This window comes from Brevundimonas sp. AVps4, from assembly GCF_058681525.1.
Map to the genome: position 1 here is coordinate 1894571 of NZ_CM178741.1, position 24382 is coordinate 1918952.

Below are 24382 nucleotides of genomic sequence, written 5' to 3' on the forward strand. Positions count from 1 at the left end.
AAGATGGCGATGCGCGGAGAGCGCTCCGGCGGTCGGCGCGACCCGATGGTTAAGGCGCAGCAGGCAGGGAGCATGCAGGACAGGACGGAAGGCCCGCCGACGCTGAAGGCGCTGGCGGATCTGGTGCGGCTGGTCGGGCGATCGGGCGCGCCGCAGCTGCGCGCGCGGCTGGGGGCGGCGATCGCCCTGACCCTGGCGGGCAAGGGTCTGGGCGTGCTGGCGCCCCTGGTCCTGGGCGCGGCGGTCAATCGGCTGGCGGCCGGACAGGGAACGGCCGTCGCCATGGGCTGGGGCTTCGCCGCCTTTGCGGTCGGCTGGGCCCTGGTGCGGTTTCTGTCGGCGGCGGCGCCCCAGGCCTCGGACGTGGTCTTCGCCCCGGTCCGTGCGGCGGCCCAGAGGCGGACGGCCGCCGAAGGCTTCGCCCACGCCCTGAGCCTGTCGCTGGATTTCCACCAGACCAAACGCTCCGGCGCCCTGTCGCGGACCCTGGATCGCGGCTCGCGGGCCGTGGACTTCCTGCTGCGCATCCTGGCCTTCAACCTGGTTCCCACCGGGGTGGAGCTGGTGCTGGCGGCGGCGGTGCTGGGCGGCAAGTACGACTGGCGGTTCGCCGCTGTGGCGATCGCGGTGGTGGTCATCTACGCTGCGGCCACCTTCGCCCTGTCGAACTGGCGGCTGGAGCATCGACGGGTGATGAACGCCGCCGATTCGGAGGCCGCCGGGGTCTCGGTCGACGCCCTTCTGAACTATGAGACGGTCAAGTCGTTCGGCGCCGAGGCGCGGGCGGCCCTGACCTATGACCGGGCGCTGGGCGACTATGCGGCGGCGGCCTTGAAGGCCAACACCTCCCTGGCCCTGCTGAACGGGATTCAGGCCCTGATCATGAACCTGGGCCTGGGGGTGATGGCGGTGATGGCCGGGTTTGAGGCGGCGGCCGGACGAATGGGGCCGGGCGATGTGACGGCGGCGGTGCTGATCATGGTCTCCCTGTACGCCCCGCTGAACATCCTCGGCTTTGCCTATCGCGAGATCCGCCAGTCCTTCATCGACATGGAGGAGATGCTGAAGGTGACGCGCCAGACGCCCCAGGTGGCCGATGCGCTCCACGCCCAGCCTCTGCCGCGCCCGACCGAAGCGCGCGGCGCCGAAGTCGCGTTCCAGCATGTCGGCTTCCGCCACGACGCCCGCGCCAATGGGCTGGAGGACGTCAGCTTCGTGGCGGCGCCCGGAACCACCACCGCCCTGGTCGGGCCCTCGGGGGCGGGCAAGTCGACCATCGTCAAACTGGCCCTGCGCCTGATCGACTCGCAGGAGGGCCGGGTTCTGATCGACGGCCGCGACGTGCGCGACGTGACCCAGGCGTCCTTGCGGGCCGCCGTGGCCCTGGTGCCGCAGGACGTGGCCCTGTTCAACGACACCTTGGCGGCCAATATCGCCTTCGCCCGGCCCGAGGCGGACGAGGCCCAGGTCTGGGCTGCGGCGGAGGCGGCGGAACTGGCCGACTTCATCCGCGGATTACCGGACGGGATGCAGACCCGGGTCGGAGAACGGGGGCTTAAGCTGTCCGGCGGCGAACGCCAGCGGGTGGGCATCGCCCGCGCCCTGCTGGCCGATCCCTGCATCCTGATCCTGGACGAGGCCACCAGCGCCCTGGACAGTCGCACCGAGGCGGCGATCCAGAAGACGCTGCGGCGGGTCAGCGCCGGACGCACCACCCTGGTGGTCGCCCACCGGCTGTCCACCGTGGCCGACGCCGACCAGATCCTGGTGCTGAAGGCGGGGCGGATCGTCGAGCGCGGCGCCCATCACGAACTGGTGGCGCGCCAGGGCGGGGAGTACGCCGCCCTGTGGCGCAAACAGACGCGGGCGGGCAGGACGATTCAGGCCGCCGGCTGAACCGCCTGATGAGCCGTCTGATGAGCTGTCTGGGGCGCGGCGGGCAGTTTGCGCTTCAGAACCTCGGCGAGGTTTTCGACGATGGCGGCGCGGGGCGCCGCAGCGTCCGTCGGCAGGCTGAGCAGCAGCTTCATCGCCTGGGCGTGGACCGTGGCGATACGCCAGTCGAAACCGCCCTGGCGCGGGGCGGCGTCCAGAAGGTCGCACAGCCCCTTGGCGGCCGTGCACAGATCATCCATCGCAAAGGGGCTGGCCGCGTCGATGATCTGGTTGGACGCTGAATAGGCCAGGTCCAGCCGCAGGGCCTCGATCGTGCCCGGCGCCGGCTCGGCCAGGAGGACGGCGATGTTGTCGGCGATGATGGCGCAGGCCTGGTCCCTCAACCCGCCCAGATTGGCCTGGGCCTGAGCCAGGGCGACGCCGACGCTGACCCCGCCGGGGCGATCCACCATCTCCGCCAGGCGCGAGCGGCGTTGGACGTGGGTGATGACGGTCATGCGAACTCCACCATATTGTCGCGGAGCCTGTCGGCGCGCCGCTCCTCGCCCTCATAGAGTTCGGGGCGGACGAAGCGACGGTCCGGGCCCAGATAGTCCCCGACCTCAAGGAAGGGGCGCGCGTCGCGGGCGACCCAAAGGATGCGCTCCAGCAGCATGGCGGCGCTGAAGGGTTTGGTGACGACGAAGTTGGCGCCGCAGTCTCGCGCCTCGGCCACTCGACCCCGTCGGATGTGGCTGGCCGTCATGATGACGGGGGTGAAGGCGTTGGGGTTGGGGCCGGACCGGCGCAGCCAGCGCACCAGTTCGAATCCGTCCATGTCGGGCATGTCGGTGTCGATCAGCAAGAGGTCGATCGGCTTTTCCGCCAGGAGGCTCTGGGCCTGGACGCCGCTGCCGACCGTATAGGCCGGACGCACGCCGAAGCCGGACAGGACGCCCGTGGTCAGGGTCAGGGAGAAGGGCGAATCATCGACCACCATGACGACGGCGCCGCTCAGATTGAAGACGGCGCTGTCCCTGAGCGTATCCGACTGTGTCGGCATGTCCGATCTTTCCAATCCCCCGGGTCCTGTAGGCTAGAACCTGGAGGTGGATGCGCGGTTAACGGCGTTCGATCAGAGGGCGCCGATGGCGTAGAACCGCTCGGCGCGGCGGGTCTTGATCTGTTTGGGCGACAGACCCTGGAAGGACTGAAGCTCCTCGGCCAGGACGTCGCCGACCCGGGCCAGGGCGCCGTCGCGGTCCGCGTGGGCGCCGCCGGTCGGCTCCTCGATCAGACGATCCACGATCTTCAGCGCCACAAGATCCGGGCCGGTGATCTTCATGGCCATGGCGGCGTCGCGGGCGCGGGCGCCGTCGCGCCACAGGATGCCGGCCGCCCCCTCGGGCGAGATGACCGAATAGATCGAATGCTCCAGCATCAGGACGCGGCTGGCGGCGGCGATGGCGATGGCGCCGCCGGATCCGCCTTCCCCGGTGATGGTGGCGATGGAGGGGACGCCCAGGGTCAGGCACCGTTCGGTCGAACGGGCGATGGCCTCCGCCTGACCGCGCTCCTCGGCGCCCAGGCCCGGATAGGCGCCGGCCGTGTCGATGAAGCTGAGGACGGGCAGGCCGAACTGTTCGGCCATGTCCATCAGGCGCACGGCCTTGCGATAGCCCTCGGGCCGGGCCATGCCGAAATTGTGGGCCAGGCGGGTTTCCGTGTCGTGCCCCTTCTCATGCCCCATGATGACGACGGGGCGGCCCCGAAATCGCGCCAGCCCGCCGAGAATGGCCTGATCGTCGCCGAACTGGCGATCGCCGTGCAGTTCGGTCCAGTCGGTGAACAGGCCTTGGACATAGTCGATGAAGTGGGGGCGTTGCGGATGCCGCGCCACCTGGGTCTTCATCCAAGGGTCCAGCCCGGCGTAGGTCTTCTTGCGCAGCTGCTCGGCCTTTTTGCGCAGGCCGGCGATTTCGTGGTCGAAACCTCCGGAGGTCTCGGACAGGGCCGACAGCTCGTCGATCTTGGCTTCCAGATCGGCGATCGGCTTTTCGAAATCGAGATAGTGCGTGGCCATAAAGGCGTCCGAAAACGGCGGGCGAGGCGCCCCAGGGGAAGGCGGGGGAAACTAGAGAGGTCGGGGCCGTGGGGCAAGCGGGGTGACAATGTCGCTTTCACAGCCGTGAGTCGCAGTCACTCGTCCCGCGCCAAGGGGTGGTTCTGCTGGACGACCTGGGCCAGGCGGTCGGTGGCGACGTGGGTGTAGATCTGGGTGGTGGCGATGTCGGCGTGGCCGAGCAGGGTCTGGACCACGCGCAGGTCGGCGCCGCCCTCCAGCAGATGGGTGGCGAAGGCGTGACGCAGGACGTGGGGGCTGACCCGCGCCGGGTCGAGGCCCGCCGTGACGGCGGCCTCGTCCAGCAGCTGGGCGAACCGGCGCGGGGTCAGATGGCCGGAACGACCGGAGGATGGAAAGAGCCAGGGGCTGTCGGGCGTCTCGGGCTTGCGCCGGGCGTCGCGCGCCGTCAGCCAGGCCTTGAGCGCCGTGCGGGCGGCGGGGTTCAGCGGGGCCAACCGCTCCTTGCCGCCCTTGCCGCGCACGATCAGATAGGCGGGGTCGCGGCGCACGGCCTCGACCTTCAAACCCAGCAGTTCCGACACCCGCAGGCCCGAGGCGTAGGCCAGTTCGACCAGGGCGACCAGCCGCAGGCCGGCGGCGGCGTCTCGGGCTGCGGCGGCGGCCAGCAGCCGGTCGATCTCGTCCCGGCTCAGGGACTTGGGCAGGGGGCGGCCCTGTTTGGGAGCGTCCAGCCGACGCGACGGATCATCCGTCCGCCAGCCCTCGGCCAGGGCGAAGCGGTAGAACTGCCGCACCGACGACCGGCGTCGGGCGGCGGTGGCCGCCGACAGGCCTCGACGCGACAGGTCGGCGAACCAGGCCTCGACCGCCTCGGCCGGGGCCTGCATCAGGCCGCCGTCCGACGACAGGGCGGATTCGGCGTCGGCCAAATCCCGTCCATAGGCCGCCAGGGTGTGGGGCGAGGCGTCGCGCTCCACCGCCATCATCTCCAAAAAGGCCTCGATTTGGGGCGTCATGCGGCGATCGTTCCTGCGAACGGATGGCGCGAGGCCGGGCTTGGTGTAGAGGTTCCAACGATCATGTCCGCCTGCGCCGTCGCCTTCGCCGTTTCCTTCACCGTCCGTTCCGCCGGAGCCGCCGGATGAGGCGGCGCGCGAATCCGGGCCCGACCCGCACCATAGCCCTGGTCGGCCTGATGGGGGTGGGCAAATCGTCGGTGGGGCGGCGGCTGGCCCATCGGTTGAAACTGCCCTTCGCCGACGGCGATGTGGAGATCGAGGAGGCGGCGGGAATGACCGTGTCCGAAATCTTCGCCGCCTTGGGCGAGGCCGAGTTCAGGGCCGGCGAGGCGCGGGTGATCCGCCGCCTGCTGGAGGGGCCGCCCCTGGTCCTGGCCACCGGCGGCGGGGCGATGATGAACCCGGAGACCCGCGCCCTGCTGAAGGAAAGAGCCGACACGGTCTGGCTGAGGGCCGATCTGGCGGTCATCGCCGAACGGGTGGCGCGGCGCGACACCCGGCCCCTGTTGCGCGGCAAGGACCCGCTCGAGGTGCTGACGGCCTTGGCCGAGGTCCGTTATCCGATCTATGGCGAGGCCGACGTCACCGTGGACGTGGGGCAGGGGTCTCACGGCCAGGCGGTGGACGCCATTCACAAGACCCTGCGCCGACACTGGCGCACACGCCGCCGTGCGGAGACGAAAGCATGACGACCATTTCCGTCAGCGGCGGCGCCTTCGCCGCCTATCAGGTGATCGTGGGGCGCGGGCTGCTGCAGCAGGCGGGCGCTCGGATCGCGCCCCTGGCCCGGGGCCGGACGGTGATCATCACCGATGAGACGGTCGAGGCCGTTCACGGCGCCGCCCTGACCGCATCCCTGGCGGCGGCGGGGGTCCAGAGCCGGATCGTCGCCGTGCCGCCGGGCGAGGGGTCGAAATCCTTCTCTCAGCTGGAGCGGGTGCTGGACCGGCTGCTGGAGATCGGGCTGGACCGCAAGGACGTGGTGATCGCCCTGGGCGGCGGGGTGGTCGGCGATTTAGCCGGGCTGGCGGCGGCGCTCTACATGCGCGGCATCGACTTCGTGCAGATCCCGACGACCCTGCTGGCCCAGGTCGACTCGTCCGTCGGCGGCAAGACGGCCATCGACACGCCGCGGGGCAAGAACCTGATCGGCGCCTTCCATCAGCCGCGCCTGGTCCTGGCCGACATCGACGTTCTGGCGACCCTGCCGGCGCGGCAGGTGAAGTCCGGCTGGGCCGAGGTGCTGAAGCACGGGCTGATCTGCGACCCCGCCTTCTTCGACTGGCTGGCGGGCGAGGGGGCGGCCGGAGCGTCGGGCGATCCGGCGGCCCTGGAACGGGCGGTGATCCGCTCGGTCGAGATCAAGAGCGCCGTGGTCGGGGAGGACGAGAAGGAGGCGGGACGCCGCGCCCTGCTGAACCTGGGCCACACCTTCGGCCACGCCATAGAGGCCGAGGTCGGGTTCGACGAAGACGCCCTGGCCCATGGGGAGGCGGTGGCGCTCGGCTGCTGCATGGCCTTGCGCTATTCGGCGCGCGAGGGGCTGTGTTCGGCCGAGGACGCCGCGCGGGTCGAGGCGGTGGTCGCGGCGGCGGGCCTGCCCACGCGGCTGGATCAGGCGGGCGCCTTCGAAGCCGACCGGCTGCTGGCCCTGATGGCCGGGGACAAGAAGGCCGAGGGCGGGGCCCTGACCCTGATCCTGGCGCACGGCGTCGGCCGGGCCTTTGTCGCCAAGGGGGTGGATGCGGCGAAGGTGCGGACTTTCCTGATCGCCGAAGGGGCGACGGGCTGATGCAGATCGCCGCCGTTCCCCTGGAGGATCGGTTCGTGCGGCTGGAGCCGTTCACCGAGGGGTTGCGGGAGACGGTGAAGGCGGCGCTGGATTGCGATCCGGCCGCCTGGGAGATCATGGTCGCGCCCGCCTGTGGCGCGCATTTCGACGGCTGGTGGGCCGCCGCCCTCAAGGCCATGGGGGCCGGAACGCGCATCGCCTACGCCGTGCGGCGGCTATCGGACGGGGCGGTGGTCGGGACGACCAGCCTTTACGAGATCCACCCGGCCTATCGACGCTGTGAGATCGGTTCGACCTTCTATCGGCCCGAGGCGCGGGGCGGGCCGGTCAATCCGGCCTGCAAGCGGCTGCTGCTGGGCCATGCCTTCGACGCGGGCGCGGTGCGGGTCGAGATCATCACCGATGCGGTCAATGCCCAGAGCCAGGCGGCGATCCGAAAACTGGGCGCCAAGGCCGAGGGCGTTCTGAGGAAGCACAAGACCACCTGGACCGGCCGGGCGCGGGATACGGCCATGTTCGCGGTGATCGACGACGACTGGCCCGAGGTGCGGGACGGGCTGGATCGAAGGCTGGCGGCGTTCGGCTAGAGCCTGATCCGTTGAGGAGGAACCGCTTCGCGGTTCGGTGAATCAGGCTCCAGATTAAAGCGAGGGCATGATTCCCGCTTCTGTCGGAACCGCGAAGCGGTTCCGTCCGAAACGATCATGCTCTAGGCGACCATCTCCGCCACCAGGGCCGCAATCAGGTCGGCGGCGGGAAGGCTGCGGGCCAGGGGCGCGCCCTGGCCGGCCCATTGGGCGCCGAAGCCGTATTCGCCGACGGCCTTGGCGGCGGCGTTCAAGGCCTTTCCGGCGTCATAGGCGATGGGATAGTCGGGGATGGCGGCCGTCGTCTGCGCCCCCAATTCGGTGAAACGATTGCGCAGGCAGCGGGCGGGTCGGCCCGATACGGCGCTGGTCATGACGGTATGACGCGCCGCGTCGCTGAACAGGGCGGCGCGATAGGCGGCGTCGGCGGCGCTTTCGTCACAGGCGACGAAGGCGGTGCCCAACTGGGCCGCGACGGCGCCCAGGTCCAGGGCGGCGCGGACGCCCCGGCCGTCCATGATCCCTCCGGCGGCGACGACCGGCAGGCCGCTGTGAAGCGCCAGCAGGCGGGTCAGGGCCAGAGTCCCCAAGCGGCCGTCGTCGGCGTCAGGATCGAACATCCCGCGATGGCCGCCGGCCTCCCATCCTTGCGCCACCACGGCGTCGACGCCCGCCGCCCTGCAAGCCAGGGCTTCATCGAGATTGGTCGCCGTGGCCAGGAGCAGGCAGCCGGCCTGTTTCAGCGCCCGGATCCGCTCTCCATCGGGCAGGCCGAAGTGGAAGCTGACCACGGCGGGGGCGTCGGCGATCAGGCGCGCCAGCATGGCGTCGTCGTCGGCGAAGCTGCGATAGGGGGCGTTCAGCGTGGCGGGGGGCGCGGCGCCGAAGGCGGCGAACGACGGCGTCAGGGCCTGAAGCCAGGCGGCCTCTGCACCTTCGTCGCGTCGGGGCGCGGCGTGGACGAACAGATTGACGTTGAAGGGGCGGTCGGTCAGGGCGCGGGTCTCGGCGATCATCCGGCCGGCCCCCGCCGCGTCGGTCGCGCCGACGGCGATGGAGCCCAGCGCCCCGGCGTTCGAAACGGCCGCCGCCATGGCCGGGGTCGAGACGCCCGCCATGGGCGCCTGGACGATGGGCGCGGTCAGGCCAAGCTGTTCGATCAGGGACATGGACCGCAGCTAGGGAGCCGGGTCGGCTTCGGCAATGGGGTCAGTCGACGGCCCGGCATTCGGTCGGCTGTCGGCCTTCGATGGACCAGGTGGCCAGCACCCCCTTGCCGCGCAGTTCGACGTTGGAGGCGCGGTACCAGATGCCGTCGGCGGCGCGTTCCTGATAGAGATCCACCGCCTCGCCCGAGGAGTTGCGGACCGTGGCCATCTCGCGCGGATTGTCGAAGTCGACCGACAGCCGCTCGCCGTTGTCGCACAGATAGACCGTATGGACGACCCGGTTCAGGACGCGGTCCTGGACCTCGGCGCCGGTGCGTTTGCGGGCGGTCTGGGCCTCGATGGCGCGTTCCTTGACCTCGTCGCCGGTGGTGGGAGCCTTGTCGGGGTCAGGGCCGCAGGCCGTCAGAAGGAGGACGGCGGCGAGGCCGCCGAGAGCTAAGGACGGCCGCAGAACCGGCTTGGACAAGGCGATACTCCTCACAACAGCGCCGCTTGGGGCGGCGGTCTAACGTCCGCCGCCTGCGGCCGTTCCTCTCCGTTGACGGAAGAAGGACTTGAGCAGGCTGGACGCCTCCTCGGCCAACAGACCCCACTCCGTCGCCGGACGCCAGTGGCAAGTGGGTTGCTCGAACAGACGGGGGCCGTGGAGCACGGCCCCGCCCTTGGGATCATCGGCCGCCCAGACCACGCGGCCGATGCGGGCGTGGCTGATGGCGCCGGCGCACATGGCGCAGGGCTCAAGCGTCACATAGAGGGTCAGGCCGGTGAGGCGGTAGTTCTGCAGCGCCGTCGCCGCGCGCCGCATGGCCACGATCTCGGCATGGGCCGTAGGGTCGTGCGCGCAGATCGGGCCGTTGGCGCCGGTCGAAATCACCGCGTTTGACGCGGGATCGACAAGAATTGCGCCCACAGGCACCTCTCCTGCGTCCGCCGCCGCTTGCGCTTGGTCCAGCGCCATGCGCATGAACCGCTCATCATGGTCCGCCATACGAACGACAACGACAAGAAGCCCCGCGCCCGTCAAGACGGACGGTCGCCTGGGCCCTTCAAATCCTCCGGTCCCCGCAAGAGCGGCGACGGGAAGACCCCCTTCGGCGACAAGCCGCGCAAGCCCTTTGCGGCCAAGTCGGGCGACGACCGCCCCCGTGCGGGCAAGCCCGCGGGCGGCCGGGACGCCAAACCGGCCAAGGCCGAGGCCGCCCCAGCCCGCAGCGAGCGAATCGCCAAGGCGATGGCCCGCGCCGGCATCGCCTCGCGCCGCGAGGTCGAGCGGCTGATCGGCCTGGGCAAGGTGGCGGTCAACGGCCGCATCCTGGACACGCCCGCCACCCTGGTGACGCGCGACGACGTGATCACAGTGGACGGCAAGCCGATCGGCGGGGCCCAGGCGACGCGCGTCTGGCGCTATCACAAGCCGGCCGGTCTGCTGACCAGCCACAAGGATCCGGCGGGCCGGCCGACGGTGTTCGACGCCCTGCCGGCGGGGCTGCCGCGCGTGATCTCGGTCGGGCGGCTTGATCTGGCGACCGAGGGCCTGCTGCTGCTGACCAACGACGGGGAGCTGAGCCGGGCGCTGGAACTGCCCTCGACCGCCCTGGTGCGCCAGTACCGCGCCCGGGCGCGGGGCAAGATCACCCAGGAACAGCTGGACAAGCTTAAGGAGGGCGTCGTCGTGGACGGCGTCTCCTATGGTCCCATCGAGGCGACGCTGGACAAGGCCAAGGAGTCCAAGTCCGAGGACGGCAAGGTGCCGGCCAATCTGTGGATCTCGGTCTCGATCACCGAGGGCAAGAACCGCGAGGTGCGCAAGGTGCTGGAGTCGGTCGGCCTGACGGTCAACCGGCTGATCCGTCTGGCCTATGGGCCGTTCCGCCTGGACGTCCTGCCGGTCGGGGCGGTGGAGGAGGTCGGGCCGCGCGTGATCCGCGAGCTGCTGGCCGACCATATCCGGCCCGAGAACCTGCCGACCGGCAATACGGTCGAGACGCCTGCGCCCATTCCCGGTCGCCGGATCGCCACCCCCATCGTCAAGGGGCGCTCCGGTTCGGCCATGTCGGATCCGTCGAGGAAGCCCAGCCGCGTTCGCGCCGCCGAGACGGCCCAGGCCGAGGCGGTCGAGCGCCGCGAGCGGGCGCCCAAGAAGGACGGCTGGGCCAAGGCCAAGCCCAGGTTCGAACACTCAAAGAGCTTCAAGCCCCGCGAACGCACCGCGCCTGAGGGCGAGCGTCCCGCCCGCGCCGACGGCGATCGGCCCAAGCGGGTGTTCAAACCCCGCGACGACCAGTTCATCGACGACCGCAGGAAGCCCGCAGGCCGCAGCGAGGGGGCTCGCAGCGGCGGGCCTCGCGGCGGCGGCAAGCCGGCGGGACCGTCGGGGACCAGCGGGCGCAAGCCCGGCGGGCAGCCCGGCAAACCCCGCACGCCGCGCGGCTGATCCATGCGGATCGTCGCCGGAAGCCTGAAGGGCCGGGCCATCGTCGCGCCGGAGGGGCAGGGCACGCGCCCGACCTCGGACCGGGCGCGCCAGGCCCTGTTCAACGTGCTGGAGCACGCCGCCTGGAGCGAGAGCCTGAACGGCCTGCGGGTCATCGACCTGTACGCCGGATCGGGCGCCCTGGGCTTTGAGGCGATCAGCCGGGGGGCGGGCTTCTGCCTGTTCGTCGAGACCGACGACGGGGCCAGGGGCGCGATTCGCGAGAACGCCGACGCCTACGGGCTGATGGGCCGCACCCGGGTGCATCGACGCAGCGCGACCGACCTGGGCGTCCGTCCCGGCTCGGACGGCGAGGCCTTCGACCTGGCCTTCCTGGACCCGCCCTACGGCAAGGGGCTGGGGGAACAGACCCTTGTGCGGCTGCTGGAGGGGAACTGGCTGAAGCCCGGCGCCCTGGTGGTGTTCGAGCGCGGCTCGGACGAGCCCGACATCGACACGCCCGGCTATGACCGGCTGGACGCGCGCGACTATGGGGCGGCGCGGGTGCTGTTCCTGAAGGTCGCCCCCGCCGCCTGACGGGGCGAAAGTGCACTCCGATTTTTTTGAGTGCACTTTCGTGCAGATTTTTGCGAGCGGATCGCAGGACGGTCAGTCCTCGGGCGGCGGACCCAGAAGGGCCTCGTCCTCCTCGTCGATCTCGCGCCGCATCCCTTCCAGCGAGGCTTCCACCTCTTCGCGGCTCATGCCCCTGAAGAAGTCGGCGTCGAAGGCGCGGGCCTCGCGGGTCAGGTCGTCGGCCAAGGCGCGCCAGCGCCGGGCGTCCGACGCGCGCCCGCCCTCCACCGCCTCGATGAACCGCAGGCGGGCGGTGCGCGCCAGCTCGTCCAGGTCGATGTCCTCATACAGGGACAGGTTGATCTCGCCGGGCGGCGGCTCCACCTGATCGCTGCGCCGCCAGCCGTATTTGCGGGCGCGGCGGCGAAAGGCCGACAGACCCAGGTCATGACGCCGACATACGGCCTCGGCGCTGAGACCCGACAGATAGTCGGCGCGGGCCTGGCCCCAGATGGCGGCTTCACGGATGCGATAGGGCTGGGTCATGGCCGTGTCCGTAAAACGACGGTACGTCAGACTCGGACGTGGAGCGAGCCCCCCTCCGTCGGCTTTCGCCGACGGGGCGTGTCAGGCGCGGACCAGCCTCTGGATCAGTCCCCGCGCCCCCGCCGTCACCTCGGCCCAGGTGACCTCGAACCCGGCGTCGTCGCCGAAATAGGGATCGGTCACGGCCTGGCCCTCGCGGCCGGGAACATGGTCGAGCAGCAGGCTGAGTTCGGCGACGGCGCCCCCTTCGTCGTCTCTGGGCGCGATCCGGCGCAGATCAGCCAGGTTGTCGTGGTCCAGGGCGATGACGTGGGTGAAGCGGCGGAAGTCCGCCGGCTTCACCTGCCGGCCCTGATAGCCGGAGATGTCGATCCCATATTTGCGCGCCACGGCCTGGGCGCGCGGATCGGGCGGATGGCCGACATGCCAGTTCCCCGTGCCGGCGGAGTCGACGATCAGGTCGAGACGCAGGCGCTCAGCCTCGGCGCGGAGGGCGGCCTCGGCGAGGGGGGAGCGACAGATGTTGCCGAGGCAGACGAAGAGGATGGAGGGCATGGGGGCAATCAAAGCTGCGGATGCGGGCTAAGGGTTGCTGAGGCGGACTCGCTGTAACACGCCGGTGACGAAATACATCGACATGGCGTCGCAAATGAACTTGGGCTGCTACGAAGTTCAACGGTCGGATCGAGAAACTCGCCACGCGTCGCGTGAGCGTTCAAGTCGCCTAGATTGTGCGTAGAGACTGTTGTTGTTAGGGGTAAACCCGTGTAGCGGGCTTACAGGGGGGAACACATGGTCTCAAGAGTTTCGATATCGCTGGTTGCGTTCGCGGCTGGTATTTCCGTCTCCTGAGGCGCCCCCCTCTGGTCCCTCGATCATTATGAGAGTCCAGGGGGTTGATAGCCGATCTGCTTCGCCGACGGGAGCGGCCGTGCGGCGGAGCTGATCAAGTTGCGCAGCCGAACGGCCGCGGGGTTCAGGCGCACCGCCTCCGGGGTCAGTCCCCCGTGCGCCGAGTGCGGCCTGACGTGGTTGTAGTCGATGCGCCAGCGCTCGATGACGGCGCGGGCCTCGGCCAGGGTGGCGAAGACCTCCTCGTTCAGACACTCGTCGCGGAGCCTGCCGTTGAAGCTTTCGACGAAGCCATTCTGCTGCGGCTTGCCCGGCGCGATGTAATGCCAGGCCACGCCGGTGCGGTTGGTCCATTCCAGGATGGCCCGGCTGGTCATCTCGGTCCCGTTGTCGCTGACGATCATGGCCGGACGCCCGCGTCGGGCGATCAGCCGGTCCAACTCGCGCGCCATGCGTGAGCCGCCGATCGAGGTGTCGACCACCAGAGCCAGGGCCTCGCGCGTGAAGTCGTCCACGATGCACAGGATGCGGAAGCGTCGGCCCCACGACAGACTGTCGGCCACGAAGTCCAGCGACCAGCGCTGGTTTGGGCCGTCCGGCAGGGCCATGGGCGCACGGGTTCCGGTGGCCCGCTTGCGGCCCCGTCGCCGTCGCACCGCCAAGCCTTCCTCCCGATAGAGCCGGAACAGCCGCTTCTTGTTCATGCTGAGGCCCTCCCGTTGCAACAGAATGCCCAAGCGCCGGTAGCCGAACCGGCGGCGCTCAGCCGCCAGGCTGCGCAGGCGCTCGCGCACCTCCACATCGCCCTGTTCAGGCTCGCGACGCACCGTCTTCGGATCGATCTGAACCAGCCCGCAGGCGCGCTTCTGGGAGAAGCCGCGCTCCGCCATCAGACGAAGCACGGCCGCTCTGCGCGCTGCAGGCCCGATCAGTTTTTTCCCAGAAGATCCTTCAGCGCCGACACGTCCAGCATCGACTCCGCCAGCAGCTTCTTCAGCCGCCGGTTCTCGTCTTCCAGCGCCTTCAGCTTCGTGGCGTCCGACACGCTCATGCCGCTGTACTTCGCCTTCCACCGATAGAAGGTCTGCTCGCTGATCCCGTGCCTTCGGCATACCTCCGCCGTCGGGCTTCCGGCCTCCTGCTCGCGCAGCACGCCTATGATCTGCGCTTCGTTGAACCTGCTCTTCTTCACGTCCGTCTCCTTGATGAAACGGACTCTCACTCAAAACGAGGGATCAGGAAGGGGGCGCCTCATGTCGTGACGCCGCCGACGCCTCCGGCCCCCTATGCATCCAACTGTTCGACCACCCCCACCGCGCTTTCCTGCCAGTCTGGCTCGATCCGGGTTGAGGGTCCCCAAGTCGGCGTTCGCTCTGATGGCGTCTCAACCAACTCAGCATTCCAGCTCTTCACGATTGATCGTCGAGGGACCAGCGCGACCAGCGATGACATCTACACCTTCAGGAATATTGAAGGGGTCGCTGTAGTCGATAGATTTTACACTAACCCGCAGACCCGAACTGATGCGTTAGGCAACATTCGTGTCGCAACTAACGTTGCACGCAATATCAACGGCGATTTCGTGACCGGAGATAGCAGTACACTGACTCTCTACGATATCACCTCGGTCCTGCAAGGCGGTCTCGACTACGTGCAACTTGGGCGGATATCGCCTAATCCTGCAAACGGAGCCTATACTTATTTCGCTGTCGGTCAGATTCCTTCGGTTACGATCATGCCGACGACGGGCACGGCGCAGTACCAGGGGGGAACCCGGGGCGAGTATATCAACGGGGCAGGCGTATCCTACGCCACAGCGAGTGATCTCAGCTTGACCGCAAATTTCGGCACCGGCGCCGTCACGGGCTCGGCTTCAAATTTTAGGATGATCGACGTGAACAATGCGTCGGTGACCCCGTCCTACAATCTGAACTTCAGCATGTCCGCCACCATCTCCGGCACCTCTTTCTCCGGTTCAGCGACGGGATCGGCGATGACCGGCTCCGTTGACGGCGCTTTTTACGGCGCGAGCTCGCCGACAGAGGCGGGCATTGGTTTCTCGCTTAACGACACAGGCGGCGCGAAACTGGTCGGTGTCGGCGGCGCAAGAATAAGGTGATATCGGCCTCGTTTCGGCGATATCTGCATCTTGTCGCTACGTTGTTCTTCACGTCGCAGGCCTCTCTGGTTCAAGCGAAAGAAGCGCCTCAGACCACTGAGGCCGTCTCTGCAGAAACGCGCGACTTCTCATCGTCCTTGGCTCAGGCATTGGCTTCCGATGACTACCGGGCGGCCTTGGCGCTCTTGGAGACCAGACCGGACATTTCGGCGAGAGCGGACGGTATCCGGCTGAAGGCGGCTTTATTGGCCCGGGTGGGGCGAAACGATGAAGCTATGGCGCTTCTCGAAAGCTGGATGGCCGCAAATGGCGGCGACGCGCTGGCGAGATTTCAAGTCGGGGAAATTCACTTCGCCGCCGGCCGGCTCGCACCGGCGAGATTGTCTTATCGTCTAGCGCTGTCGGGCGCGCTGGACCCCGTGCGTAAGCAGATCACGCAAGCTCGTCTGGCAGAGATTGAATCTGCGCGGAATTCGCGTGTCTCGGTCACGGTGTCGGTCGCGCCGGACAGCAATTTGAATAGCGCCACCAGCGCCGGCACCATCGACCTGTTCGGGCTGCCGTTCACGCTGTCGGAAGACGCAAGGCGGCAGTCGGGCGTGACCGCGTCGATGGCCGTCGGCGTCGAGCGTCGATGGCCTGTAAGCGAGGCGCTTTCCATTCAGGCGGGAGGATCGTTCACCTTTCTTGACGCGCCAAACCGAACCTTCGATCAGCACCAGCTAAATCTGTCGATTGGTCCAGAACTTCGTTCCGGGATCAGGCGCGCCCTCAGCGCGACGGTGACCTACCGGGAAACCGGCCTGAACCGAGCCGCCTACGAATCGTCTCATGGGGTTCGTGTTTCAGGGACGAATTACCTCGACGCCCAAACTGGGCTTGCCGCCACCGTCTTTGTCGACAGGATAGACAACAGGCGCGATGACGGTCTCGATGGTTGGAGTTACGGCGGTCAACTCAGCCGCACGCGATACCTGGGACCGAATGCGTTATGGCGAGCCAGTCTAGCGACCGCCTCATATGATCTGGCTGGGGCGGATGCGGACTATGATCTCACCCAACTGGCGGTGGGTCGGCTTACGGGTTTGGCCTTTGGGGTCTCAGCCTACGTCGAACCCTATGTAAGGCGCCGGGTTTTCGAACGATCATCGACCGTGTTCGGCGTTCGCCGTGATGATCGAGAGGTCGGCCTGTCGTTGCGGCTGTCCAAACGAAACTTGATCTTCCAAGGCGCCTTTCCCTACGTTCAGGTCGTAGCGTCCAAATCCTGGTCCAACGTGCCTCTTGGCGACTATTCTCGACAGAGGTTCGAGCTTGGATTGACGCGGGACTTCTGACGACGCGAGGGCGATTTGGCCCCTTCCGTCACCGCCGCCCGAACAGCTTCTCCAGATCGTGCAGCTTCAGCTCCACATAGGTCGGGCGCCCGTGGTTGCACTGGCCCGAATGCGGGGTGGCTTCCATCTGGCGGAGCAGGGCGTTCATTTCGGGGGCGGTGAGGATGCGGCCGGAGCGGACGCTGCCGTGGCAGGCCATGGTGCCGCAGACCTCGGCCATCCGCTCCTTCAGCGTAAGAGCGGCGCCGTGTTCGGCCAGGTCGTCGGCGATGTCGCGGATCAGCCCTTGCACGTCGGTGTCGCCCAGCAGGGCCGGGGTTTCGCGCACCAGGACGGCGCCGGCGCCGAAGGCCTCGACGATCAGGCCCATCTCGGCCAGTTCCTCGGCGCGGGCGGCGACGCGCTCGGCCTCGGCCGGGTCAAGCTCGACCACCTCGGGCGTCAACAGGGCCTGGCGGGTCACGGCCCCCTCGGCCATCTGGGCCTTCATCCGCTCATAGACCAGCCGCTCGTGGGCGGCGTGCTGATCGACGATGACCAGGCCGTCGCGGGTCTGGGCCACGATATAGTTGGCATGCAGCTGACCCCGGGCGGCGCCCAGGGGCAGGTCGATGTCGGAAGGGGGAGGGGCGAGTGGCTGGGGGGCAGTGGCGAGTGGCGAGTGGCGAGTGGCGAGTTCGCCGTATGAGGCGCCGTCCCAGCCGGGTTCGACGCGGGCGCTGCGTTCGAGGAGGCCAGGCAGGACTTGCGCCGCGGCCGCGGGCTGGGACCAGCCTGTCCACCCGGACCAGCCCTCGCCACTCGCCACTCGCCACTCGCCACTCTGCGTCACGCCCGTGTGCGGCCTGAACCCGCTCAGGGCATCCGCCGCCACGGTCGTGCTCGCCCGGTGGCCGGCGGCGTGGAGCGCGTGCCTCAGGGCGCCGACGATGAGGCCGCGCACCAGGGCCGGATCGCGGAACCGGACCTCGGCCTTGGCCGGGTGGACGTTGACGTCCACGTACAAGGGGTCGATGTCGAGGAAGAGGGCGGCGGCCGGGTGCCGGTCGCGCGCCAGGAAGTCGGCATAGGCGCCGCGCAGGGCCCCTTGCAGCAGCCGGTCCTTCACCGGGCGGCCGTTGACGAACAGATGCTGATGCGCCGCATTGCCGCGCGAATAGGTGGGCAGGCCCGCATAGCCCGACAGGCGCACCCCGTCGCGCTCCTGATCGATCAAGAGGGCGTTGGCCTCGAAGTCGCGGCCCAGCAGGGCCGACAGCCGTTTCAGCCGGCCCTCGTCGCCGGGATGTTCGGCGGGCAGGCGCAGGGCGACCTTGCCGTCCAGCGACAGGGTGAAGGCGACGGCCTCGTGCGCCATGGCCTGGCGCTTGATCTCTTCGGAGATGGCCATGGCCTCGGCCCGTTCGGACTTCATGAATTTGAGCCGGGCGGGGGTGGCGTAGAAGAGGTCGCGCACCTCGACCCGCGCGCCGTGCGGGCCGGGGAAGGGGGCGGGGGCCAGGGGGCGGGTCGCGCCGCCCTCGACCTGAATGACCCAGGCCTCGGTCGCGTCGCCGGAATCGGACCTAGCTCGGGTGGTGATCGACAGCCGGGCGACCGAGCCGATCGAGGGCAGGGCCTCGCCCCGGAAGCCCAGGGTGTGGATGCGCAGCAGGTCCACGTCGCCGGCGTCGTCGGGCTCCAGCTTGGACGTGGCGTGGCGTTCGACGGCGAGCGGCAGTTCTTCCTTGGGGATGCCCTTGCCGTCGTCGGCGATCAGTATGCGCGACAGGCCGCCGCCGTCGGCCTGGATCTCTATATTGCGGCTCCCGGCGTCCAGGGCGTTCTCGACCAGTTCCTTGATGGCGCTGGCCGGGCGCTCGACCACCTCGCCGGCGGCGATGCGGTTGACGGTTTCGGGGGAGAGACGGCGAATGGGCATGTGCCCGCCAAGATAGGGGGGCGAAGGGATTCGCGCCACGCCGGTCAGGGCCGGACCGTTTCCGTCAGGCGGGGACGGCGGAGGCGGCCGTCTGTTCCAGCAGGGCCTGAAGCGCGCCGATCTGGATCGGCTTGCCCAGGACGCCGTCGGCCCCGGCGGCCCGATAGCGGGCCACGTCGTCCTCGAACACATTGGCCGTCAGCATGTGAATCGGGGTGCGGGGGCGGCCCTCGGCGGCCTCCTCGGCGCGGATCAGCCTGACCGCCTCGACCCCGTCCATCACCGGCATCATGGCGTCCATCAGCACAAGGTCGAACCGGTCGGCGCGCAGGGCGTCCACCGCGTTGCGCCCGTTCTCGACCAGGGCGAGGTCCAGGCCGAACGACTGGAACAAGAGGGCCAGCAGCTTGCGATTGGCCGGATGGTCCTCGGCCGCCAGGACGCGCAGGGCTGGGGGCGCGTCGGGCGTCGGTGCGGCCGGAGCGGCCTCCGCGTCCGTCTCGACGGGGGCGCGCGGGGCGGTGAAACGGAACCAGAAGACGGCGCCCGCGCCCTCGGCCGGACGCACGCCGACGCTTCCGCCCAGCCCCTCGGCTGCGGCGCGGCACAGGGCCAGGCCCAGACCCGCCCCGCCTGCGGCCCGCCCGGCGGCCAGCTGTTCGAACGGCTGGAAGATGCGCTCGCGCTGATCCTCGGGCACGCCGGGGCCCTGGTCGTGGACCTCCAGGCTCAGGGCGATCCGGCCGTCCGCCTGGGGCCGGGCCTGGGCGACCAGGCGGATGGTTCCCGCCGGGGTCAGTTTCAGGGCGTTGGACAGATAGTTGATCAGCACCTGTTCGACCCGCGCCTGATCCGTCAGGACCGCGAAATCGGCAGGGTCGCCGTCCAGCACGACCTCCAGCGTCAGCCCCAGTTCGGCGACGCGGGTGCGCCAGACCCGGGCGATGGCCTCGATCCGGGCGGCGACGTCGACGGGGCCGATCTGAAGATCGGACTGACCCGATTCGATCTTGGAGATGTCCAGCGCCCCGTTCAGCAGCCGCAGCAGCATGCCGCCCGCCTCGGCCATGTCGTCGATGATGACCGCCTCGGCCTTGGGCCGGCGCCGGCCGCGCAGCACCTCGGTTAGGCCCAGGATGACGTTCAGGGGGGTGCGGACCTCATGGCTGATCATGGCGAGGAAGCGGGACTTGGCCTTGTTGGCCCGTTCGGCGGCGGCCCGGTCGGTCTCGGCCTGGCCCAGGGCGGCCTGAAGCTGGCGGCTGCGTTCGGTCAGGGCCACCATCAGCTCCACCGTCTCGCGGTCGCCGCGCCACTGACGCCAGGCGGCGGCGATGATGCCCAGGACGAACAGGGCGACGGCGAACTTCAGCGTCGGCGTGGCCTGGGGCTGGTGGGCGGCGATGATCATGGCCGCGATCGACGGCGGCGCCACGGCCGCCAGGAAGCTGCGCCGGCTGATGTGGACCTGAAGGGCGCCCACCATCAGATTGCCCGCCAGCAGCAGCCGCAGATAGTCGATCGTATCGGGCCGAACCCACCAGGCGGCCAGGATGTAGACGGCGTTGTGCGAGGCCAGGCCCAGGGTGATCCATTCGGTCCGAAGACGGAACCGCCGCCCGGCGCCCGGCTCCTCGGGCCGGGTGCGGGCGATCTCCACCGTCCGCCACAAAAGGACATAGAGGCCCAGCTGGATCAGGCCGAAGTTCGCCGCCCAGCCCCAGTCCAGCACCCAGGCGGCCACCAGAATGACGGCGACGATGGTCGTCAGCCGGACCGCGAACATGTCGCGATACCGGTCGGCATAGGCCCGGATATAGTCGGCTTTCTGGATCACGCGGCGGCGCCCCTCTTACGAGCTTCGCCATAAGGGGAGGACCTTAATGAGCCCTCAATCCGGCCCTACCCCACCTTCACCCGCGTCGCCGCCTCGGGCAGGTCTTCCCCGAACGCCCGCTGGTAGAATTCCGCGATCGTGGGGCGTTCCAGTTCGTCGCACTTGTTCAGGAAGGTCAGGCGGAAGCTGAGCGCCACGTCGCCGCCGAAGATCAGGGCGTTCTGGGCCCAGGTGATGACGGTGCGGGGCGACATGACGGTGGAGATGTCGCCGTTCATGAAGGCGTTCCTGGTCATGTCGGCGACGCGGACCATGGCGGCGATGCGGCGGCGCCCTTCCGCGTCCGACCATTCGGGGACCTTGGCGGCGACGATCTCGGCCTCGACGTCGTGGTCGAGGTAGTTCAGCGTGGTGACGATGTTCCAGCGGTCCAGCTGGGCCTGATTGATCTGTTGCGCGCCGTGATACAGGCCCGTGGTGTCGCCCAGGCCGATGGTGTTGGTGGTGGCGAACAGGCGGAAATATTTGTTCGGGCGGATGACGCGGTTCTGGTCCAAGAGCGTCAGGCGGCCTTGCGCCTCCAGCACGCGCTGGATCACGAACATGACGTCGGGACGGCCGGCGTCATATTCGTCGAAGACCAGGGCGACGGGGCGTTGCAGCGACCAGGGCAGTATGCCCTCGCGGAACTCGGTGATCTGCTTGCCGTCCTTCAGGACGATGGCGTCCTTGCCGACCAGGTCGATGCGGCTGACGTGGCTGTCCAGATTGATGCGGACCAGGGGCCAGTTCAGGCGGGCGGCGACCTGTTCGATATGGGTCGACTTGCCGGTGCCGTGATAGCCCTGGACCATGACGCGGCGGTCGAAGGCGAAGCCGGCGCAGATGGCGATCGTGGTCTGAGGGTCGAAGCGATAGGCCTCGTCGATCTCGGGCACATGGCTGTCGCGCTCGGCGAAGGCGGGCACGGTCATGTCGCTGTCGATCCCGAAGGCCTCGCGCAGGGTCACGCGGCGGGTCGGTTCCAGGGTGATCAGCGGATCGGGGGAGGCGTCGAGCGGGGAGGTCATGCCTGTGCGATTAGCGCACGTTCGGGATCACTTAAACCCCGCTCATCCCCGCGAAAGCGGGGATCCCGTTCTTTTGCTCGGCAGTGCGTTGGGCGATGCGCTTTTGCAGACGGCGGCGATCATCGCCCAAGGCACTGGATCCCCGCATTCGCGGGGATGAGCGGAGGTCTTACTTGGCCGCCAGGCGGACGTCCACATTGCCGCGCGTGGCGTTGGAATAGGGGCAGACCTGGTGGGCCTTTTCGATCAGGTCTTCGATCACAGCCTGGTCCAGGCCGTGGTCGGTGACGGTCAGATCGACGTCCAGGTTGAAGCCTTCGCCCCGGGTGTTCTTGCCGAAGCCGACGCCGGCGGTGATCTTGGTGTCGGGGCCGACGGGCGTGCCCGCCTTGCCGCTGACCAGACGAAGCGCCCCCAGGTAACAGGCCGCATAGCCGGTGGCGAACAGCTGTTCGGGATTGGTCCCGTCGCCGCCCTTTCCGCCCATTTCCTTCGGCGTAGAGAGTTTGACGTCGATCTTGCCGTCGTCGGTGGTCGAGCGGCCGTCTTCGCGGCCGCCGCCCGAGGCGGTGGCCTGGGCGCGGTACAGAACTTCCATGGCGGTCTCCTGTGTTGGGAAGGCTTCAGATGGGGGCTGAACGAGGCAGGGAAGGGGGGCGTTGCATCCGCACCCTAGCCTTTCGGGGCCGACGCGGGCTAAAGCACCAATTCGGGGCGTGTCGTCGGAGTAGGCCGTGAAGATTGCCGAACGCTGGTTCGTATGGGCGGGCATGGTCCTGCTGGGCGGCATCGCCCTGGCGGGGGTGGCGGTGGCCGTCTATGCGGCCTGGCTGTTCCACGACCTGCCCGACGCCTCGGAACTGGCGGACTACCGTCCGCCGACGGCGACGCGAGTCTATGCGGGCGACGGCACCCTGATCGGGGAGTTTTCGGACGAGCGGCGAATCTACGTCTCCTACGACCAGATTCCGGCGACGGTGGTGCAGGCCTTCCTGGCCGCCGAGGACCGCAACTTCTTCCAGCACGGCGGCATCGATGTGGGCGGCATAGGCCGGGCGTCGCTGAAGAACGTCTTCAACCTGGCGCAGGGGCGCCGGCTGGAAGGCGGCTCGACCATCACCCAGCAGGTCGCCAAGAACGTCCTGCTGACCAATGAATCGAGCCTGAACCGCAAGCTGAAGGAAGCCATCCTGGCCAATCGTCTGGAGGCGACCCTGTCCAAGGAGCAGATTCTCGGCCTGTATCTGAACGAGATCTTCCTGGGCTACCGGTCGTTCGGCATCGCCTCGGCCGCCTACAACTATTTCGGCAAGTCGCTGAACCAGCTGACGCCGGACGAGGCGGCCTTTCTGGCCTCCCTGCCTAAGGGGCCGAACAACTATCACCCCAAGCGCCACCCCGGCGCGGCCAAGGGCCGGCGCGATTGGGTGCTGGGCGAGATGGAGCAGAGCGGCTGGTTGACCCAGGCTCAGCTGGCCGAGGCGCGCGCCCGGCCCCTGGTCACGCGCGACGCGCCGCAGCGGTCGGAATATAAGGACGCGGACTTCTTTGTGGAGGAGGCGCGGCGTCAGGCGGCGGCCAATCCCGATTTCGGCGCCCAGTTGCGCGCCGGCGGCTTCTATATGCGCACCACCCTGGACCCGACCTTGCAGACAGCCGCGCGCCAGGCGCTGATGCAAGGTCTGGAGAACTATGACCGTCGCCACGGCTGGCGCGGAGGGTGGGGCTCGACCGACTTCGCCGAGGGCTGGCAGGCCGCCGCCCTGAAGGAACAGGCGCCGCCCGAACGCCGCAGCTGGCAGGCCGCCGCCATCGAGAGCGTCAGCGGAAACACGGTTCGCATCCGCACGGCCAAGGGCGACGAGAGCGGAACCCTGATCGCCGCCGACGCCGCCTGGGCCAACGCCAATCGGCAGCTGCGGCGCGGCGAGCTGATCTTCGTCGAGAAGAAGAACGGCCAGTTCGCCCTGAAACAGGTGCCGCGCGTCAACGGCGCCCTGGTGGCGATCGAGCCCCAGTCGGGCCGGGTTCTGGCCATGGTGGGCGGCTATTCCTTTGCCCTGTCCAGCTTCAACCGGGCGACCCAGGCCAAGCGACAGCCGGGGTCGGCCTTCAAGCCCTTCGTCTATGCGACGGCGCTGGAGGGGGATTTCACCCCGGCCTCCATCGTTCTGGACGCCCCGATCAGCTTCGCCGGCGGCCCCAACGGCCAGCGCTGGACGCCTGAGAACTACAGCCGGGAATATTACGGACCCCAGACGCTGCGGCGCGGGCTGGAGCTGTCACGCAACGTCATGACGGTGCGCCTGGCCCAGTCGGTCGGCATGAAGAAGATCGTCGATCAGGCCGCCCGGATGGGTATTCCGGGGCTGACGCCGAATCTGTCGGTGTCCCTGGGCGCGGGCGAGGTGACGCCGCTGGAGATCACGGCCGCCTATTCGGCCTTCGCCAACGGCGGACGGCGCGTGACCCCCTATCTGATCGACTATGTTCAGGACCGGGACGGCCAGACCATCTTCCGCGCGGACGCCCGCAACTGCCGCGAATGCGGGCGGGGCTTCTCCGGTCAGGAATCGCCGCGTCTTCAGCCGCGCGGAACCCAGGTGATCGATCCGATCACCGCCTATCAGATGAGTTCGATGCTGGAAGGCGTGGTCCAGCGGGGCACGGCCGCCAGCGCGCGCGGCCTGGGTCGCTGGGTCGCCGGCAAGACCGGCACGACCAATGAATACCGTTCGGCCTGGTTCGTCGGCTTCACCACCGACATAGTGGTCGGGGTCTTCATCGGTTTTGACGACAACCGGTCGCTGGGGTCCGGCGAGGCCGGCGCCTCGGCCGCCGTGCCGGTCTTTACCGAATTCATGCAGACGGCGCTGAAGGAGCGGCCGGCCCGGCCATTCGTGCGGCCCAAGAACGCCGTTTTCCGCACGGTGAATGGGATCGAGGAAGCCTTCCGCCCCGGCACTGAACGCCAGGCGCCGGCCCCGGTCCAGGCCCCGAGCCAGCCGGTCGGACCCCAGAACTATTATGACGTGATCCGTCGCGAACAGGAGGCGGCGGCCGCCGGCGCCAACGCCCCGCCGCCCGCCGCCGCCCCGCCGCCGCCGAAGAAGGCGCCGGCCGAGGACTTGAGCGGACTGTACTGAGGCTCTAGGTAGGCCTTCCGAACGGCGCGTCCTCGTG

23 protein-coding genes are annotated in these 24382 nt (G+C 68.9%); 9 read left to right on the forward strand and 14 right to left on the reverse strand.

Going from position 1 to position 24382, the window contains the following annotated elements; genetic code table 11:
* Nucleotides 1-9 precede the first annotated feature (9 nt).
* Nucleotides 10-1896: an ABCB family ABC transporter ATP-binding protein/permease gene (locus ACW178_RS09385; protein ID WP_492025052.1), complete on the forward strand. Its 1887-nt coding sequence runs from the start codon at nucleotides 10-12 to the stop codon at nucleotides 1894-1896.
* Here the strand turns inward: ACW178_RS09385 and ACW178_RS09390 are convergent.
* The 4 genes from ACW178_RS09390 to ACW178_RS09405 all read right to left on the reverse strand — a co-directional run bounded on the left by ACW178_RS09390 (nucleotide 1881) and on the right by ACW178_RS09405 (nucleotide 4977).
* Nucleotides 1881-2393 carry a chemotaxis protein CheE gene (locus ACW178_RS09390; protein WP_182714830.1) on the reverse strand — a complete coding sequence of 171 codons (513 nt, stop codon included), beginning with the start codon at nucleotides 2391-2393 and terminating at the stop codon, nucleotides 1881-1883. The genes ACW178_RS09385 and ACW178_RS09390 overlap by 16 nt on opposite strands.
* Entirely contained in the window at nucleotides 2390-2938 is a 549-nt protein-coding gene (locus ACW178_RS09395; protein ID WP_152950134.1) for a response regulator, read from the reverse strand. Before ACW178_RS09395 ends, ACW178_RS09390 begins: the two co-directional genes overlap by 4 nt.
* Nucleotides 2939-3010: 72 nt before the next feature.
* Nucleotides 3011-3958, reverse strand: a complete 948-nt coding sequence (locus ACW178_RS09400) for an acetyl-CoA carboxylase carboxyltransferase subunit alpha (protein WP_287104871.1) — start codon at nucleotides 3956-3958, stop codon at nucleotides 3011-3013.
* Nucleotides 3959-4074: 116 nt separating this feature from the next.
* On the reverse strand, nucleotides 4075-4977 hold the full coding sequence (locus ACW178_RS09405) for a site-specific tyrosine recombinase XerD (RefSeq protein WP_492024494.1): 903 nt from the start codon (nucleotides 4975-4977) through the stop codon (nucleotides 4075-4077).
* A 125-nt stretch (nucleotides 4978-5102) separates the two neighbouring features.
* Here ACW178_RS09405 and ACW178_RS09410 point away from each other — a divergent pair, with 125 nt between their 5' ends.
* Genes ACW178_RS09410 through ACW178_RS09420 form a run of 3 tightly spaced genes read left to right on the forward strand, consistent with a single transcriptional unit; the run spans nucleotide 5103 to nucleotide 7359 of the window.
* Nucleotides 5103-5669, forward strand: a complete 567-nt coding sequence (locus tag ACW178_RS09410; RefSeq protein WP_182714836.1) for a shikimate kinase — start codon at nucleotides 5103-5105, stop codon at nucleotides 5667-5669.
* Nucleotides 5666-6772 carry a 3-dehydroquinate synthase gene (aroB, locus tag ACW178_RS09415; protein ID WP_287104235.1) on the forward strand — a complete coding sequence of 369 codons (1107 nt, stop codon included), beginning with the start codon at nucleotides 5666-5668 and terminating at the stop codon, nucleotides 6770-6772. Before ACW178_RS09410 ends, aroB begins: the two co-directional genes overlap by 4 nt.
* On the forward strand, nucleotides 6772-7359 hold the full coding sequence (locus tag ACW178_RS09420) for a GNAT family N-acetyltransferase (RefSeq protein ID WP_054765596.1): 588 nt from the start codon (nucleotides 6772-6774) through the stop codon (nucleotides 7357-7359). Before aroB ends, ACW178_RS09420 begins: the two co-directional genes overlap by 1 nt.
* 122 nt (nucleotides 7360-7481) lie before the next feature.
* Here ACW178_RS09420 and ACW178_RS09425 read toward each other — a convergent pair whose 3' ends face one another.
* The 3 genes from ACW178_RS09425 to tadA are packed head-to-tail and all read right to left on the reverse strand — an operon-like array spanning nucleotide 7482 to nucleotide 9492.
* Nucleotides 7482-8528 (reverse strand): NAD(P)H-dependent flavin oxidoreductase, encoded by a 1047-nt coding sequence (locus ACW178_RS09425; protein WP_287104238.1) that lies wholly within the window; start codon nucleotides 8526-8528, stop codon nucleotides 7482-7484.
* A gap of 40 nt (nucleotides 8529-8568) precedes the next feature.
* Nucleotides 8569-8994, reverse strand: coding sequence for an MliC family protein (locus tag ACW178_RS09430; protein ID WP_191558905.1), 426 nt, complete (start codon nucleotides 8992-8994; stop codon nucleotides 8569-8571).
* Between the two features lie 39 nt (nucleotides 8995-9033).
* On the reverse strand, nucleotides 9034-9492 hold the full coding sequence (gene tadA, locus ACW178_RS09435) for a tRNA adenosine(34) deaminase TadA (RefSeq protein WP_054766924.1): 459 nt from the start codon (nucleotides 9490-9492) through the stop codon (nucleotides 9034-9036).
* Nucleotides 9493-9504: 12 nt separating this feature from the next.
* Here tadA and ACW178_RS09440 point away from each other — a divergent pair, with 12 nt between their 5' ends.
* Nucleotides 9505-10962: a pseudouridine synthase gene (locus ACW178_RS09440; RefSeq protein ID WP_191558906.1), complete on the forward strand. Its 1458-nt coding sequence runs from the start codon at nucleotides 9505-9507 to the stop codon at nucleotides 10960-10962.
* A 3-nt stretch (nucleotides 10963-10965) separates the two neighbouring features.
* Nucleotides 10966-11538, forward strand: coding sequence for a 16S rRNA (guanine(966)-N(2))-methyltransferase RsmD (rsmD, locus tag ACW178_RS09445; RefSeq protein WP_183215661.1), 573 nt, complete (start codon nucleotides 10966-10968; stop codon nucleotides 11536-11538).
* A gap of 72 nt (nucleotides 11539-11610) precedes the next feature.
* On the opposite strand, the gene ACW178_RS09450 is transcribed toward rsmD, so the two are convergent.
* From ACW178_RS09450 to ACW178_RS09460, 3 genes are all read right to left on the reverse strand, one after another.
* Nucleotides 11611-12063 carry a hypothetical protein gene (locus ACW178_RS09450; protein ID WP_287104244.1) on the reverse strand — a complete coding sequence of 151 codons (453 nt, stop codon included), beginning with the start codon at nucleotides 12061-12063 and terminating at the stop codon, nucleotides 11611-11613.
* An 81-nt stretch (nucleotides 12064-12144) separates the two neighbouring features.
* The gene (locus ACW178_RS09455; protein WP_287104246.1) at nucleotides 12145-12618 is read right to left on the reverse strand and encodes a low molecular weight protein-tyrosine-phosphatase; all 474 of its coding nucleotides are present in this window, start codon (nucleotides 12616-12618) and stop codon (nucleotides 12145-12147) included.
* 323 nt (nucleotides 12619-12941) lie between these two features.
* Nucleotides 12942-14107, reverse strand: a protein-coding gene (locus tag ACW178_RS09460) for an IS3 family transposase (RefSeq protein ID WP_191559183.1) whose coding sequence is annotated in 2 segments (ribosomal slippage) — nucleotides 12942-13849 and nucleotides 13849-14107 — 1167 coding nt in all. Because the reading frame shifts where the segments join, the coding sequence is not laid out codon by codon here.
* Nucleotides 14108-14173: 66 nt separating this feature from the next.
* Between ACW178_RS09460 and ACW178_RS09465 the strand changes: the two genes are divergently transcribed.
* Together ACW178_RS09465 and ACW178_RS09470 are read left to right on the forward strand one after the other, a co-directional pair.
* A complete protein-coding gene (locus tag ACW178_RS09465) occupies nucleotides 14174-15034 on the forward strand; it encodes a transferrin-binding protein-like solute binding protein (protein WP_492024495.1) in 861 nt (286 codons plus the stop codon).
* A 275-nt stretch (nucleotides 15035-15309) separates the two neighbouring features.
* Nucleotides 15310-16371 carry a surface lipoprotein assembly modifier gene (locus ACW178_RS09470; protein WP_492024496.1) on the forward strand — a complete coding sequence of 354 codons (1062 nt, stop codon included), beginning with the start codon at nucleotides 15310-15312 and terminating at the stop codon, nucleotides 16369-16371.
* Between the two features lie 28 nt (nucleotides 16372-16399).
* On the opposite strand, the gene mutL is transcribed toward ACW178_RS09470, so the two are convergent.
* The 4 genes from mutL to ACW178_RS09490 all read right to left on the reverse strand — a co-directional run bounded on the left by mutL (nucleotide 16400) and on the right by ACW178_RS09490 (nucleotide 21797).
* Nucleotides 16400-18292, reverse strand: a complete 1893-nt coding sequence (gene mutL / locus ACW178_RS09475) for a DNA mismatch repair endonuclease MutL (RefSeq protein WP_492024497.1) — start codon at nucleotides 18290-18292, stop codon at nucleotides 16400-16402.
* A gap of 64 nt (nucleotides 18293-18356) precedes the next feature.
* On the reverse strand, nucleotides 18357-20129 hold the full coding sequence (locus tag ACW178_RS09480; RefSeq protein ID WP_492024498.1) for a response regulator: 1773 nt from the start codon (nucleotides 20127-20129) through the stop codon (nucleotides 18357-18359).
* 65 nt (nucleotides 20130-20194) lie between these two features.
* The gene (gene cobS / locus ACW178_RS09485) at nucleotides 20195-21199 is read right to left on the reverse strand and encodes a cobaltochelatase subunit CobS (protein ID WP_054765606.1); all 1005 of its coding nucleotides are present in this window, start codon (nucleotides 21197-21199) and stop codon (nucleotides 20195-20197) included.
* A gap of 169 nt (nucleotides 21200-21368) precedes the next feature.
* Nucleotides 21369-21797, reverse strand: a complete 429-nt coding sequence (locus tag ACW178_RS09490) for an organic hydroperoxide resistance protein (RefSeq protein WP_152950162.1) — start codon at nucleotides 21795-21797, stop codon at nucleotides 21369-21371.
* Between the two features lie 136 nt (nucleotides 21798-21933).
* Between ACW178_RS09490 and ACW178_RS09495 the strand changes: the two genes are divergently transcribed.
* The gene (locus tag ACW178_RS09495) at nucleotides 21934-24345 is read left to right on the forward strand and encodes a penicillin-binding protein 1A (RefSeq protein ID WP_152950164.1); all 2412 of its coding nucleotides are present in this window, start codon (nucleotides 21934-21936) and stop codon (nucleotides 24343-24345) included.
* The last annotated feature ends 37 nt before the right edge of the window (nucleotides 24346-24382 follow it).